At 72.0% G+C, this 14,117-nt stretch carries 13 protein-coding genes; 7 read left to right on the top strand and 6 right to left on the bottom strand.

The window, feature by feature from the left end; genetic code table 11:
* Positions 1-395 precede the first annotated feature (395 nt).
* From E1286_RS40085 to E1286_RS40070, 4 genes are all read left to right on the top strand, one after another.
* The gene (locus tag E1286_RS40085; RefSeq protein WP_165970128.1) at positions 396-1,808 is read left to right on the top strand and encodes a S8 family peptidase; all 1,413 of its coding nucleotides are present in this window, start codon (positions 396-398) and stop codon (positions 1,806-1,808) included.
* Positions 1,809-1,975: 167 nt separating this feature from the next.
* Positions 1,976-3,322, top strand: a complete 1,347-nt coding sequence (locus tag E1286_RS40080; RefSeq protein ID WP_132621410.1) for a S8 family peptidase — start codon at positions 1,976-1,978, stop codon at positions 3,320-3,322.
* Positions 3,323-3,403: 81 nt separating this feature from the next.
* Positions 3,404-4,540, top strand: coding sequence for a sensor histidine kinase (locus E1286_RS40075; RefSeq protein WP_132621408.1), 1,137 nt, complete (start codon positions 3,404-3,406; stop codon positions 4,538-4,540).
* Positions 4,537-5,196 (top strand): response regulator, encoded by a 660-nt coding sequence (locus tag E1286_RS40070; protein WP_281282834.1) that lies wholly within the window; start codon positions 4,537-4,539, stop codon positions 5,194-5,196. Before E1286_RS40075 ends, E1286_RS40070 begins: the two co-directional genes overlap by 4 nt.
* Here E1286_RS40070 and E1286_RS40065 read toward each other — a convergent pair.
* On the bottom strand, positions 5,086-5,799 hold the full coding sequence (locus tag E1286_RS40065) for a DUF2306 domain-containing protein (protein WP_132621406.1): 714 nt from the start codon (positions 5,797-5,799) through the stop codon (positions 5,086-5,088). The genes E1286_RS40070 and E1286_RS40065 overlap by 111 nt on opposite strands.
* Before the next feature lie 158 nt (positions 5,800-5,957).
* Here E1286_RS40065 and E1286_RS40060 point away from each other — a divergent pair, with 158 nt between their 5' ends.
* Together E1286_RS40060 and sppA are read left to right on the top strand one after the other, a co-directional pair.
* Positions 5,958-6,944 (top strand): NAD(P)-dependent alcohol dehydrogenase, encoded by a 987-nt coding sequence (locus tag E1286_RS40060; RefSeq protein WP_132621404.1) that lies wholly within the window; start codon positions 5,958-5,960, stop codon positions 6,942-6,944.
* A 45-nt stretch (positions 6,945-6,989) separates the two neighbouring features.
* Positions 6,990-8,687, top strand: a complete 1,698-nt coding sequence (sppA, locus tag E1286_RS40055) for a signal peptide peptidase SppA (protein ID WP_132621402.1) — start codon at positions 6,990-6,992, stop codon at positions 8,685-8,687.
* Between the two features lie 98 nt (positions 8,688-8,785).
* Here the strand turns inward: sppA and E1286_RS40050 are convergent, their stop codons facing one another.
* From E1286_RS40050 to E1286_RS40030, 5 genes are all read right to left on the bottom strand, one after another.
* Entirely contained in the window at positions 8,786-9,262 is a 477-nt protein-coding gene (locus tag E1286_RS40050; protein ID WP_132621400.1) for a flavin reductase family protein, read from the bottom strand.
* Between the two features lie 87 nt (positions 9,263-9,349).
* Positions 9,350-10,273 carry an ABC transporter substrate-binding protein gene (locus E1286_RS40045; RefSeq protein WP_132621398.1) on the bottom strand — a complete coding sequence of 308 codons (924 nt, stop codon included), beginning with the start codon at positions 10,271-10,273 and terminating at the stop codon, positions 9,350-9,352.
* Between the two features lie 36 nt (positions 10,274-10,309).
* On the bottom strand, positions 10,310-11,002 hold the full coding sequence (locus tag E1286_RS40040; protein ID WP_132621396.1) for an ABC transporter permease: 693 nt from the start codon (positions 11,000-11,002) through the stop codon (positions 10,310-10,312).
* On the bottom strand, positions 10,999-11,679 hold the full coding sequence (locus E1286_RS40035) for an ABC transporter permease (protein WP_132621394.1): 681 nt from the start codon (positions 11,677-11,679) through the stop codon (positions 10,999-11,001). The genes E1286_RS40040 and E1286_RS40035 overlap by 4 nt, the downstream gene beginning before the upstream one ends.
* Positions 11,672-12,730, bottom strand: coding sequence for an ABC transporter ATP-binding protein (locus E1286_RS40030; protein ID WP_132621392.1), 1,059 nt, complete (start codon positions 12,728-12,730; stop codon positions 11,672-11,674). Before E1286_RS40030 ends, E1286_RS40035 begins: the two co-directional genes overlap by 8 nt.
* A gap of 274 nt (positions 12,731-13,004) precedes the next feature.
* On the opposite strand from E1286_RS40030, the gene E1286_RS40025 reads away from it, so the two are divergent.
* On the top strand, positions 13,005-14,117 hold a 1,113-nt coding region (locus E1286_RS40025), incomplete at its 3' end, for an RNA polymerase sigma factor (protein WP_132621390.1).

The raw sequence follows: 14,117 nt of genomic DNA, 5'->3' as shown, positions 1-14,117 counted from the left end.
GGGGGGAGGCGCCGGCGGGGATGTAGACGATGCGGCCGGGCTGGAGGTCGCCGAGGGCGGGCGCGGTCATGGCGTTCATTGCGGTCCTCGCGATTCCTGGTCGACCTTCCGGAATGGGGCGTTGCGTGGCACGCCAGGCGGCCGACGATACGCTGCGGCGTTGCCGTGGTCACGAGCGAGTGGGTGCGGCACGCGGCCGAGGCGCCCGGCCTGGGCGGTGGCCATGGCCGCCGCTCTTGTCGGGAAATGCCGCTATGAGGCAAAGAGGCGGCCAACGTTGCTTCGGACCACTTAGGTCACAGACATCACAGTTGTCACACGCGGGGATGCATGCGGCTGTACGCGCGGCCGTGAGCGGGAAGGGCTTCACGGCTCCACAGCCCCTGGAGGACCAAGTGAGGCTACGGTTTCTGCTGACCTGCGCCGTGGTGCTGGCCCTGACGCCGGCCCTGAGCGGAGCGGCGTCGGGTGCGGCACCGGCGATCCACGTCCAGAACACCAGTGCCGCCGACGATCCCAAGGACACCGGCGGCCCCGTCATCAGCCCCACGCTCGCCTCGCAGATCAAGGCCAAGAACAGCGTGCGCTCCATCATCCAGCTCAAACCGGGCCAGAGCGTTCAGGACGTGGCCAAGGACATCGAGCGGGCGTCCGACGGAAGCCGGGTGCTGGAGGCGACCGGGTCACCGCACTTCTTCGTCGCCGAGGTGGACGGCCCGACGCTGAACAAGCTCAAGCAGGACAACCGTGTCCAGGCCGTCTACGAGGACCAGCTGAGCGTGCCCTTTCTCGACGCCAGCACCACCGTGATCCGCTCGGACCGGGCGAACCAGGCCGGCTGGACCGGCGCGGGCACCACGATCGCGGTGCTCGACACCGGCATCGACCGCGACCACCCGTTCTTCGCCGGCCGGATCGTGGACGAGGCGTGCTTCTCCAGCTCCGACGCCGGCGACGGCACGGTCTCCCTCTGCCCGAACAACCAGCCCACCCAGTCGGGGCCCGGCTCGGCCGACGCCGAGACCGCGCAGTGCCTGGCCCACAACGTCAACACCTGCTCACACGGCTCGCACGTGGCGGGCATCGCGGCGGGCGCGACGGCCACGGGCGCGCCGGACAACGGCGTCGCCCCCGGGGCCCGCATCCTGGCGATCCAGGTCTTCAGCCGCGTGGACAACGCGGTGACCTGCGCGATCGGCGGTGGCCAGGCGCCGTGCCTGCTCAGCTACACCTCTGACCAGAAGCTGGCGCTCGAGTACGTCTCGCGGGTGGCCAAGGCGCACAACGTCGCGGCGGTGAACCTGAGCCTCGGCAGCGGCGGGCCGTTCACCGAGGCGTGCGACGCCGATCCCGGGGCGGCGGCGCTCAAGCCGGAGTTCGACGCGCTGCTGGCCCAGGGCGTGGCCCCGGTGGTCGCGGCCGGCAACAACGGCTTCGAGAACGGCGTCTCGACGCCGGCCTGCATCTCCACCGCGGTCACGGTGGGCGCGACGGACGACGCCGACGCGGTGACCTCGTTCTCCAACCGGGGGCCGCTGCTCGACCTGTTCGCGCCGGGCTGGGGGATCAACTCCGCGGTGCCGGACGACGCGTACGGGGAGAAGAGCGGCACCTCGATGGCGGCGCCGCACGTGGCGGGGGCGTTCGCGCTGATGCGGCAGGCGTTCCCCGACAATACGGTCGAGCAGAGCCTGCGGCGGCTGCGTGATACGGGCACGCAGATCGCAGCCGGCTCCTCCCGGGTTTCACGGATCGACATGGAACGCGCCACCACGTCCGCGCCCGCCGCGGCCGACCCCCGCGCCTGAGGCGCGCGCAGCAGGGCCGGGCCGCGTGCCCGGCCCTTCGCATGCCACCACCTACCAGGACAAGAACGGATAACAGAACACTCACCCCTCTCTGACATCAGTTGTCCAATAACTACACTTCTGTTGACAAACGCCCCTCGAACCCCCCGGAGGAACGGTTGAGACTGATGTCTCTGCTGGCAGGCGCCGCAGCGTTAGCCGCCACCTCGGCAGCGCTGGTCGCCACACCCGCCCTGGCCGACCCCGAGTCCAAGATCGACTCTGCGATCACCGCGACCGGTGAGCACCGCGTCATCGTCCGCGTGCAGCAGCCGGCCCAGGTCGACGCCGTACGGGCCAACGCGGAGGGGGTCAGGCGGGAGAAGAAGAACGTCTCCGCCGAGCCTCCGACGGAGATCGCGAACAAGCTCGACTTCTTCGTCTACCACGGCACCCGCGCCGAGCTGGAGAAGATCGCCGAGGACTCCGGCGTCGTATCGATCCGCGAGGACAAGCTCAACGAGCCCTCGCTCGTGCAGAGCATCCCGCTGATCGGCGCCGACCGGGCGCACAAGCGCGGCTTCACCGGCAAGGGCACGGCCGTGGCGATCCTCGACTCCGGCATCGACGATGACCATCCGGCCTTCGGCGGCCGCATCGTCGCCCAGGCGTGCTTCTCGGCCGCCGACCCGATCGACGGCTCCAAGCCGCTGTGCCCGAACGGCAGCCAGTTCCAGCTCGGTGACGGCGCCGCGGACGCCGAGAGCGCGCCCTGCATGGCCGGCGCCCCGCTGCCGCAGTACGGCCTGTGCTACCACGGCACCCACGTGGCCGGCATCGCGGCCGGTCAGGCGACCGCCGGCTTCCCCGCCGACGGTGTCGCCCCCGCGGCGCAGATCGTCCCGGTGCAGGTGTTCAGCCGGTTCGACGACTCGCCGTACTGCCAGGGCGCGCCCTCGTGCATCCTCGCCTACGACTCCTCGATCCTGACCGGCATGGCGTACGCGAACCTGCTGGCCGACCAGTACAACATCGCCGCGGTCAACCTGAGCCTCGGCGGCGGCGAGTACGCCACGGCCTGTGACACGACCGACGGGGCCGACTTCAAGGCCGAGGTGGACCAGCTGCTCGCCAAGGGCACCGCGACGGTGGTGGCCTCGGGCAACGAGTACTTCGAGTCCTCGGTGTCGTTCCCGGCCTGCGTCTCCAGCACGGTCGCGGTGGGCGCGACGGACAAGCAGGACGCGGTGGCGCCCTTCTCCAACCGCGGCACGCTGCTCGACGTGTTCGCGCCGGGCGTCGGCATCTCGGCGGCCATCACCGGCGACACGTACGCCACGCTCAACGGCACCTCGATGGCCACCCCGCACGTCGCGGGCGCCTTCGCGCTGCTGCGCCAGAAGCACAAGAACACCTCCGTGGACGACTTCCTGACCTCGCTGCGGCAGACCGGGAAGCCGATCACGTACTCGAGCGCGGGCGGCGAGGTCACCACGCCGCGCATCGACGTCTGGGCCGCGCTGCACAAGCGCTGACCCACCCGTTTCCAGGGGAGCGCCGCCACCGGGTGCGGCGCTCCCCTTCGGCATTTCACCGGCTTTCCGTACGATGAGGGCGTGCAGGGCCTCCTCCGCTCCGTGTGGGACGAACCGCGCCCTCCCGACGCCCCCCGGCGCGTGTGGCGCGACTGGGCGCTCGTCGGCGTGCTCGTCCCGGCCATCGTGCTGGAAGGCATGCTGCGGACCGACCTGCAGTGGCGGCCGCTGTCGATGGTCTACGCCCTGGTGATGCTGCCCGCCCTGTTATGGCGGCGCCGGCACCCGTTCGCGGCGCTGGCGGTGCCCGTCGTCGTCTCCGCGGTGATCCAGCTGGTCACCGGCGCCGATCCGGCCGAGCAGGGCGCGGTGGCGTACCTGCTGCTCCTGCTCTACGCGCTGGCCCGCTGGGGCTCCGGCCGGGAGGCGGTCGCGGGTCTGGCGCTGATCAGCGGCGCGATCCTCGTCGCGGCGGTCACCGGTCAGGTCGCCGCCGGCGGTGACGTGGTGGGCGCGTTCACCGTCGTGTTGTCCGCACTCGCCCTGGGCGGCACCTTCCGCTACCGCGCCAGGGCCAGGACGCGCGAGATCGACCAGGTCAAACTGCTCGAACGCGAGCGGCTGGCCCGCGACCTGCACGACACCGTGGCCCACCACGTCTCGGCGATGGCGATCCGCGCCCAGGCGGGCATCGCGACGGCGGCGGCCCACCCGGACGCCGCCGTGGACGCGCTGCGGGTGATCGAGGCCGAGGCGTCGCGCACGCTCGCCGAGATGCGGGCCATGGTCCGCGTGCTGCGCCGCGACGAGCCGGCGGAGCTGTCCCCCGGCCGCCACATCGCCGACCTCGCCGAGCTCGCCGGCCGCTCGCGCGTCGGGCCTTCCGTGGACGTCGAGATCCGCGGCGACCTCGACGACGTCCCACCGTCGGTGGGGGCGGCGATCTACCGGATCGCCCAGGAGTCCGTCACCAACGCCCGTCGGCACGCCCGGCACGCCACCCGCATCGAGGTGCGCGTCGCCGCCGACGACGCCTCGGTGCGCCTGCACGTCAGCGACGACGGCGACAACACCGCCACCGTGCCCTCCCCCGGATACGGCCTGCTCGGCATGATCGAACGCGCCGGCCTGCTCGGCGGCACCTGCGAGGCCGGCCCGAACCCCGGCCGCGGCTGGACCGTGACCGCCGTCCTGCCCCGCACGGGAGCCGCCGCGTGACCGCCATCCGGGTGGTCGTGGCCGACGACCAGGAGATCGCCCGCACCGGGCTGCGGATGATCCTGGACGCACAGCCCGGGATCGAGGTCGTCGGCGAGGCCGCCGACGGGCTGCGCGCCGTCGAGCTGGCCCGGCGGCTGCGGCCGGACGTGTGCCTGTTCGACATCCGCATGCCGCGCTGCGACGGCATCGAGGCCACCCGCCGCCTGGCCGGGCCGGACGCGACCGACCCGATCGCCGTCGTGGTGATCACCACGTTCGACCTGGACGAGTACGTCTACGCCGCGCTCCGGGCGGGCGCCCGCGGATTCCTGCTCAAGGACGCGGGCCCCGACCTGCTGGCCCAGGCCGTGCGCGCGGCGGCGAGCGGCGAGGCGCTCATCGCGCCGAGCATCACCGCCCGGCTGCTGGCCGCCTTCGCCGGCGCCGGCCCCGCCGCTCCCCCGGCGCAGCCCGTCGAGGCGCTCACCGACCGGGAGGAGCAGATTCTCGCCACCGTGGCGCGCGGCCGGACCAACAGCGAGATCGCCGACGAGCTGCACATCTCACTCAGCACGGTCAAGAGTCACGTCGCGAGCCTGATGACCAAGCTGGGCGTCCGCAACCGGGTCGAGATCGCCATCTGGGCGTACGAGACCGACCGGGTGCGCCCGTGAGCGGACGACCCACTCGGCCACGGCGGCGTTGATCACCCAGCCCGCGCCGATGAGCAGCGCCCTGGCCACCTCGCCGGGCTCGCCCCCGGCCGGGAGCCACACGACCTGGGTGAACGCCTGCGTCCCCGCCCCCGCGCCGAGCGCGTACGCGCGGATCATCCAGGCGCGGTGCCGGCGGACGTCGCGGCGGCGGATCGCGGCCACGCCGAGCAGCAGGAACCCGAGCATCGCCGAGCCGGCGACCAGCCGGAACGCGGCCAGCAGGTCGCCGTCCCCCGGCGGTCGTGCCAGGAACAGGGTCAGCCACAACCCCGACGCCGCCGCCGCGAGCCCGCAGCCGGCGAGCACCCGCCCGGCGGCGCGGTGCCACCCGCGCCGCCGCAGGCTCGGGACGAACTGGAACGCGCCCGCCAGCGTGTAGACGAGCGCGGCCACGATGTGCACGACCACGGGGACGGGCGCGGCGAGGAACCGGTCGCCGCCCTCGGTGAGGTCGGGCCCGCCGGCCATCGCGCTCAGCCGGACGGCCCCGCCCAGCAACGGAACGAGCCCGAGCAGCACCAGACCGCCGCTCACCGCCCATGCTCTGGCTTCCTTCGTCATGTGTCGATCGTGACGGGGGCGGGGGCCGCGTTCATCGGCCCAGGGGTCTCTCCGCGGTGGCCGATGGGACAGGCGAGAGGCCGTACTTTCGGCGGTTCCGTCCCCGGCAAGGGCGCGCTCACACTGAGGCGGCAGACGCCGAGGACGAGGAGATCGCCATGAAAGCGTACGTTCTGCGCTCGTACGGTCCGCCCGACGCCCTGGAGCTCACCGAGGTCCCCAAGCCCGTGCCGGGGCCGGGCGAGGTGCTGGTCCGGGTGCGGGCCACCTCCGTGCAGCCCTACGACTGGCACTTCATGCGCGGCGAGCCGTACGTGGCCCGCGTGATGCCCGGCGGCCCCGGCCTGCTCCGCCCGCCGATCCCCATCCTGGGGGCGGACGTGGCCGGCGAGGTCGAGGCGGTCGGCGCGGGCGTGACCGGGTTCGTGCCCGGTGACGCGGTGTACGGGATGCCGAAGGGCGGCGGCTTCGCCGAGTACGTCAGCGTCCCGGAGGGCCTGCTGGCGCCGAAGCCGGCGAACCTGTCGTTCGAGGAGGCGGCGGCGGTCCCGCTGGCCGCCGGCACCGCCCTGATCGCCGTGCGCGACTCCGGCCGGGTGCGCCCCGGGCAGAGGGTGCTGGTCAACGGGGCTTCGGGCGGCGTGGGAACGTTCGCCGTGCAGATCGCCAAGGCGTACGGCGCGCACGTCACCGGCGTCTGCGGCCCGCGCAACACGGGCCTGGTCCGCTCGCTCGGCGCGGACGAGGTCGTCGACCGCACCAAGGAGGACTTCACCAGGACCGAGGCCCGCTACGACGTCCTGCTGTACGTCGCGGGCGAGCGTTCGTTCCGGGAGTGCCGCCGGGTGCTGCGGCGCAAGGGGACGTACGTGTTCGTCGGCGGCGCGGCCGGGCGGTGGCTGCAGCCGGCCGGGCGCATGTTCGCCGCCCTGGCGGCGTCGCTGTTCACCTCGCAGCGGGCGGTGGGCGCCGACGTGATCGGATTTCCGGACACCCGGCGCAACCTGCTGGAGCTGACGGAGCTCATCGAGGACGGCCGCGTCACGCCGGTCATCGACCGCCGTCATCCCTTCGCCGAGCTCCGGGCCGCCGTACGCTACCAGGAGGAGGGCCGCGCCGCGGGCAAGGTCGTCGTGACCCTCTGAAACGGGGAGAGTCCATTTCGATTTGCGTCGCTTAGGGTGGCTTTCATGGACGCAGGTAAGGCGATCTTCGAAACCGTCGACAAGCTTCGCCAGCGGCGTACGGGCCCGCTGGTGCTGGAGCTCGACCTCACCGAGGGCCTCACCGAGGGCCCGCCGACGGACCCGCTCGCCGCGGTGCTGTCCATGCGCAAACCCCGCCTGGCCGACGTGCTGTCGGGCCTGCGGCGAGCCAGGCATGACCCCCGCGTCAAGGCGCTCATCGTCAGGCTCGGCGGGAACCCGCTGGGTCTGGCCACGGTCCACGAGCTGCGCCAGGCGGTGATCCGCTTCCGGACGTCCGGCAAGCTGACCGTGGCGTTCGCCGAGACCTTCGGCGAGTTCGGCGGCGGCACCGTCCCCTACTACCTCGCCACCGCCTTCGAGCGGGTCTGCCTGCAGCCGAGCGGCGACGTCGGGCTGACCGGGCTGGCCATGGAGCAGCACTTCCTCAAGGGCGCGCTCACCAAGCTCGGCGTCGGGTACGAGGTCGGGCAGCGGCACGAGTACAAGACGGCCGCCAACATGTTCACCCAGGACCGCATGACCGAGCCCCACCGCGAGTCGATGAGCCGCATCCTCGAATCGGTGACCGAGACCTTCGTCGCCGGCATCGCCGACGGCCGCCGGCTCGACCCGGGCAAGGTGCGCGAGCTGATCGACCGCGGGCCGTTCAGCTCCGCCGAGGCGCGCGAGGCCGGGCTGGTCGACGAGCTGGCCTACCGCGACGAGGTCTACGACGAGGTCAAGCGCGCCGCGGGCCCGGAGGCCCACCTGCTGTACGTCGCCCGCTACGCCAAGGCGGCGGCCGTACGGAAGTTGTCGCATCCGATGGCTGACTCGATCGCGCTCGTGCACGGCACGGGCGTGATCAGGACCGGCCGCAGCGGGCGCAGCCCGCTCGGAGGCAGCGGGGCGATGGGCTCCGACACGATCAGCGCCGCGCTGCGGGCGGCGCGGCGCGACGACCACGTCAAGGCCGTGGTGTTCCGGGTCGACAGCCCCGGCGGCTCGTACGTGGCCAGCGACACGGTGTGGCGCGAGGTCACGCTGACGCGCAAGGTCAAGCCGGTGATCGTGTCGATGGGCGACGTGGCGGCCTCGGGCGGCTATTTCGTCTCGATGGGCGCCGACGTGATCGTGGCCCAGCCGGGCACGCTGACCGGCTCGATCGGCGTGTACGGCGGCAAGCCCGTCCTTTCCGAAATGCTCGAAAAGATCGGGATAAATTCGGAAATGGTGTCAGAGGGGGCCAATGCCGGGATGTTTTCGCCCTCCCGCGGTTTCTCTCCCGAGCAGTGGGCCCGCGTGAACGCCTGGCTCGACCGCATCTACGACGACTTCGTGGGCAAGGTCGCCCAGAGCCGCGACCTCACCCGCGAACGCGCCCACGAGCTGGCCCGCGGCCGGGTGTGGACCGGCGCCGACGCCCACGCCGGCGGCCTCGTGGACGAGCTGGGCGGGCTGGAGGACGCGCTGGCCCTGGCTCGCAAGCGGGCCCGGCTCTCCGACGACGCACCCGTACGCGTCTATCCGCGGATGAACCCGCTGGAACGGCTGCGCGGCCCCGATTCCAGCGAGGACAAGTCGGCCGCACTGGCCCGCCTCCGCCTGGACGCCTGGGGCCCCTTCGCCCGCCTCTCCGCCGAGCTGGGCCTGCCCGCCGTCGGTCCCTTGATCCTCCCCGCCTGGTACGTCATCCGCTGACTCGGTGACCACGGCGTCCAGGGCAACGGGCACATGCTGATGTGCGAGAACAACAGCAGTGAGATCGCGGACGACATCGCCGCCTGGCTGTCGAGCGCTCAGATGCGGTAACGGCCTTTGAGACGGATCAGGGGGTGGCGGGCGGAGTCGACGTAGCCGACGGACAGGACGGTGGCGAGGTAGAGGGTGTGGTCGCCGGCGGGGATGACCTTGGTGGTCTCGGCCTCCAGCGCGGCGACGCCGCCTTCGATCACCAACGCCTGCGAGTGTTCGCCGCGGTGATGCGGAGTGCCCGCCACCAGGAGGCGGGCGCTGGGGCGGCCCGGGGTGGCGAAGCGGCTGGCGATGGCGGCCTGCTCCGACGACAGCAGCGACGCCGCCCAGCGGTCCTGCCGCAGGAACACCTCGTTCAGGTAGCCGGCGCTGGCCAGGCTCACCAGCACCAGCGGGGGCTCCAGCGAGACGGACATCAGCGCCGACACCGTGGCGCCGAGGTCGTCGCGCCCGTCGCGGGCGGTCACCACCGCGACGCCCGCGGCCAGCTGCGCCATCGCCTCGGTGAACAGCTCACTCACCGCGAAAGCCCCCTGGAACAGTCGGTCAACGGCTGACGCACCGCGAGAGCCTCCCGCCGAGGTGGGAGGCTCTCGCGAAGGCCGGCGTCAGGCCAGCCCGTTGGTGGTCAGCCATTCCTTGGCCACGGTAGCGGGCTCGTCCTTGTTGACGGAGATCTTCTGCATCATGTCGAGCAGCGACTCCGTGGTCAGCTTCGCCGAGATCCCGTTCAGGGTCGTTCTGATGGTGTCGGTGGCGGAAGCCTTGTGCAGCAGCGGGGTGACGTTCTGGGCGGGGAAGATGTTCTTCGGGTCCTCCAGCGGCACGAGGTCGTTGGCGGTCATCTTGGGGTCGGTGGTGAAGACGTTGCCGACCTGGATCGAGCCGTCCTTCAGCGCGTCGGCCGTGGTCGGGCCGGTCGGCTTCCACTCCTTGAACTCGACCCCGTAGACCTCCTTGAGCCGTGCCTCCCAGCGGTTCTTGAACTCGGGGGGACCGCCGACGACCATGTCCTTCGAGACCTTGGCCAGGTCTTCCATCGAGGTCAGCGATTGCTCGGTCTGGGTCTGCCGGGAGACGGACAGGCTGTCCTTGTCCTCCGCGGGCGCGGATTCGAGGAGCTCCAGCTCAGCGGGCAGCTTCTGCTTCAGCTCGGCGTCCACCTCGTCGGTGGTCGCGGCGGTGCTCTTGGGGTCGAGGAACGCGAGCAGGTTGCCGTTGTACTCCGGCACGATGGTCAGGCCGCCGCTCTTGACCTGGTCGAGGACGACCTCGCGGCTGCCGATGCGCGGCTTCTCCTCGACCTGCACGCCCTTGGCCTCAAGGGCCTGGGCGTAGATCGAGGCGAGCAGCACGCTCTCGTCGAAGTCGAAGGAGCCGATGACGGCCGTCCCGCCGCCGGAGGCGGAGCCGCTGGGAGCCGCGCTCGTGGTGTCGAGCGGGTTGCCTCCCGTGCCGCCGCCACCGCCGCAGGCGGCCAGCGCGAGCATCGCCGAGAGGAGGATTCCCGCGATGCCGTACGTGCGTCTCATTGAATTTCCCTTCTAAACGGGAGGTAATAGGGGAGATTATCGGATGGTCAGCCGCCGGCTCACCCCCGGAGACACCGTCAGCCTCTGGACGAGGGCGAACACCACCTGGACGAAGAGCGCGAACAACACGATCAGTACAGAACCACCGACGACGCTGGCGTAATCCTTGGTGGCGAAACCGTCGATGACATACCGGCCGAGACCCCCCAGGCCGGTGTAGGCGGCGACCGTGGTCGTGGCCACCACCTGGATGGCCGACAGGCGGCACCCCAGCAGGATCAGCGGCAGCGCCACCGGCACCAGCACCCGCCCGAGCACCTGCCCGCCGCGCAACCCCATCCCGTACGCGGCGTCGCGCAGCTCGGGGTCGACGCCCTTGATGCCCTCGTAGGTGTTGACCAGGATCGGCGGCACGGCCAGCAGCACCAGCGGGATGATCACCGGCCAGATCGAGGACGCGCCCAGCAGCAGCACGAACATCACCAGCAGCCCCAGCGTAGGCAGCGCCCTGGCCAGGTTCGCCGCCACCACGACGAGCACCCCGCCCCGGCCGGTGTGCCCGATCGCGAGGCCCAGCGGCACGGCGACCAGCACGGCCAGCGCCAGTGCGAGCGCTGAGAACTCCAGGTGCTCCAGCAGGCGCGCGGGGATGCCGTCGGAGCCCGTCCAGTTGGCGCCGTCGCCGAAGAACTCCCCCAGCCAGCCCAGGAACGCGGTCAGCCAGCTCATGACGCCGCCTCCTTGCGGGCCCGCACCCACGGGGTGAGCAGGCGCTGAGCCAGGACCAGCAGGCCGTCGGCGACCAGGGCCAGCGCCACGATGAGCACGATGCCGACGATCACCGGGGGCATGAACGGGTTCTGGTAGGCCCGGGTGAACAGCCCGCCGAGCCCGCCCTGGCCGATCAGCGCGCCCACGCTGACCAGGCTGATGCTGGAGACCGCGACCACCCGCAGCCCGGCCAGCACGACCGGCGCCGCGATGGGCAGCTCGACCTGCAGCAGCCGGCGCAGCGGGGTGAAGCCCACCGCGACGGCGGACTGGCGCACGTGGTCGGGCACCGAGTCGAGACCGTCCACGACGGCCGGGATCAGCACGGCCACGCCGTAGAAGGCCAGCGGGACGATCACCGTGGTCTGCGACAACCCGGTCACCGAGATCATCAGCATGAAGACGGGCAGCGACGGGAGGGCGTACACGATGTTCATCAGGCCCGAGGTGGGCTGGTAGAGCCAGCGCCAGCGGGCGCAGGCCAGGCCCAGCGGGAGCGCCACGACGAGCGCGAGCACCACCGGCACGAACGACATCGTCACGTGGTCGGTGAGCAGGGTCCTGATGCTGTCGGCGCGGCCGGTGTCCCAGTTGCGGCCGAACCACTCCCACAGGGAAGGGGGGCCGTCACCCATGGACAGCCTCCGACAACGCCCGGTCGAGCGCGTCCCTGGTGGCCACGCCGACGACCTTGCCCTGCTCGTCCACGGCCACGGAGCAGCCGGACGGCGACAGCAGTGCCGCGTCGAGCGCCGCGCGCATCGAGTCGCGCCCGCGCACGAAGGTGCCGTACGGCTCCAGCTCGCCCGGCCGCACCGCCGACCGCCAGCCGACCGGGCGGCCGTCGCCGTCCACGACCAGCAGCCACGGCTCCGGCGAGCCGCCATCGGACCCCTCGGGGACGGTCAGGTCCGTACGCAGCCGCAGGCCCTCGGTCGAGACGAACTGCAGCCGCCGGATCCCCCGGTCATGGCCGAGGAACTCACGGACGAAGTCGTCGGCCGGCTCGGCGAGCAGTGTCTTGGGGTCGGCAAGCTGGGCCAGCCTGCCGCCCACCCGCAACACCGCCACCCGGTCGCCCAGCTTGATGGCCTCGTCGATGTCGTGGGTGACGAACACGATGGTCTTGTTCAGCTCGCTCTGCAGCCGCAGCAGCTCGTCCTGCAGGCTCGTCCGCACGATCGGGTCGACCGCGCTGAACGGCTCGTCCATGAGCAGCACGGGCGGGTCGGCGGCGAGGGCCCTGGCCACGCCCACGCGCTGCTGCTGCCCGCCGGACAGCTGGAACGGGTAGCGCCCGGCGAGCGCCGGGTCGAGCCCGACGCGCTCCAGCAGCTCCATGGCCCTGGCCCGGGCCTTCTTGCGGTCCCAGCCGAGCAGGTAGGGGACGGTGGCGATGTTGTCGACGATCTTGCGGTGCGGGAAGAGGCCGGCCTGCTGGATGACGTAGCCGATGCCGCGCCGCAGCGTCGGCGGGTCGATGCCCTGCACCGGCACCCCGTCGAGCAGGATGCGGCCCTCCGACGCGTCGATCATGCGGTTGATCATGCGGAGAGACGTCGTCTTCCCGCAGCCGGACGGCCCCACGAGAACGGTGATCTCGCCGGTGGGCGCCTCGAAACTGAGGTCGTCCACGGCGACAGATCCGCCTGGGTAGCGTTTGGTGACAGCGTCGAATGTGATCACGGCGCGAACTCTCGCTATCGGTCTCTCCATGGCGGGGGCCGCGGCCCCCTCGCCACGACCGCCGCATGATCTCTCGGACCACAGACTACGGCGCTCCGTACTCAGGTGTCGTGCCGGGATTTCCTTAAACGCTTCACTTATTCAGCGCAAATCCGCATCTGGTAGTGCGCCGGACCGCTAAGTGTTGGCATGATTACCCCCACACTCTCCCGACGCTTCTGTTCCACCGGCTCCCTCCCCTCAGCGTCCGCACCCAGCAAGAGGATTCGGCCCCGTGACTCAGCCGATCACCGATCAGCGCCCGCGCGCAGAACTGATCGCAGAGCTCTACGACCTGCACGCCGCCGGGATGTTCGCCTACTGCGCCGACCAGCTGGGCGACCTCGGCTCGGCGTCCGACGTCCTTGCGGCGGTGTTCTCGCGCGTCCCGGCCGTCGCGCCGCCCCGTGCCGCCCTCTACGCGTTCGCCCGCCGCGAGATCCACCGGCGCGACGTCCTCTACTCACCGCCCGCCGTCGATCCGCTCACCGACCCGGCCACGGCGCTCGTCGAACGCGCCCTGCGTGAGCTGCGCCCGCACCAGCGCGAGGTGCTGGTGCTGTGCGCGGTGTGCGAGCTCAGCACGGAGGAGCTGGCCTGGGTGCTGGGCGTCGCCTCCGACACCGCCGAGGAGCTGGTGATGTCGGCGGGGCAGCGGTTCCGGCAGTCGCTGGGCGCGGCGCTGGCCTCGACGGGGCCGCGGCTGCCCAAGCCCGTCGCCGACGTCTTCGGCGCGCTGGCGGTCGCCCCGCTGCCCGACGTGCTGGGCCGGCTGCCGTGGCCGCAGCCGCCGGGCGCGCTGCGCATCCACTTCGCGGGCTCCCGTACGGCCGCTCCGGGGCCGCTGTTCGTCAAGCCGCGCTGGCCGAGCCCGCCGGTCTGGCCGCAACCGCCGGCCAAGTCCGACCCCGCGACCAGCACGGTGATCTTCCCGGCTGAGCTGATGACGCCGCCGTCCGGGGACCGGACCGCCACGCACGAGGCCACCACGGCACCGATGCCGAAATATCGGGATTCGGCGGGCGGCGATCTCCTGGAGTCCCCGGTCCCCTTGCGTGACCCTCTCGGGTCCACCCGCGCGTTCCGGCTCCCCCACGCCGTGCCCGCGAAACCGAAGCCGTCCACCCCGGAGGGGCCGTTCTTCCTGGCGGCGCCGCCGTCCACGGGGGTGGAGCCGTTCGCGACGGGTGACGTGATCCTGCCGAAGGGCGCGCCCGATCCGTACATGACCGGGGACGTGCTCGTGCACCAGGGGCCCGCCAGGAGCGCGCGCCGCCGGCCGCCACCGCCGCCGGAGCCGCAGCCCACGCCGGTGGAGTTCCTGCGGCTGTCCCCACCCGAATCGGAC

It is taken from the genome of Nonomuraea terrae (assembly GCF_004348995.1).
Lineage (GTDB): Bacteria > Actinomycetota > Actinomycetes > Streptosporangiales > Streptosporangiaceae > Nonomuraea > Nonomuraea terrae.
The sequence above is the reverse complement of the archived record's forward strand: the minus strand, read 5'-3'. Positions and strand labels throughout refer to the sequence as shown.

What these genes read in the sequence shown, in the direction of transcription:
- E1286_RS40040 (WP_132621396.1), bottom strand. Translation starts at nt 11,002, where the DNA reads ATGAGCTGGCTGACCGCGTTCCTGGGCTGGCTGGGGGAGTTCTTCGGC.
- E1286_RS40060 (WP_132621404.1), top strand. Translation starts at nt 5,958, where the DNA reads ATGAAAGCGTACGTTCTGCGCTCGTACGGTCCGCCCGACGCCCTGGAG.
- E1286_RS40035 (WP_132621394.1), bottom strand. Translation starts at nt 11,679, where the DNA reads ATGGGTGACGGCCCCCCTTCCCTGTGGGAGTGGTTCGGCCGCAACTGG.
- E1286_RS40080 (WP_132621410.1), top strand. Translation starts at nt 1,976, where the DNA reads ATGTCTCTGCTGGCAGGCGCCGCAGCGTTAGCCGCCACCTCGGCAGCG.
- E1286_RS40065 (WP_132621406.1), bottom strand. Translation starts at nt 5,799, where the DNA reads ATGACGAAGGAAGCCAGAGCATGGGCGGTGAGCGGCGGTCTGGTGCTG.
- sppA (WP_132621402.1), top strand. Translation starts at nt 6,990, where the DNA reads ATGGACGCAGGTAAGGCGATCTTCGAAACCGTCGACAAGCTTCGCCAG.
- E1286_RS40045 (WP_132621398.1), bottom strand. Translation starts at nt 10,273, where the DNA reads ATGAGACGCACGTACGGCATCGCGGGAATCCTCCTCTCGGCGATGCTC.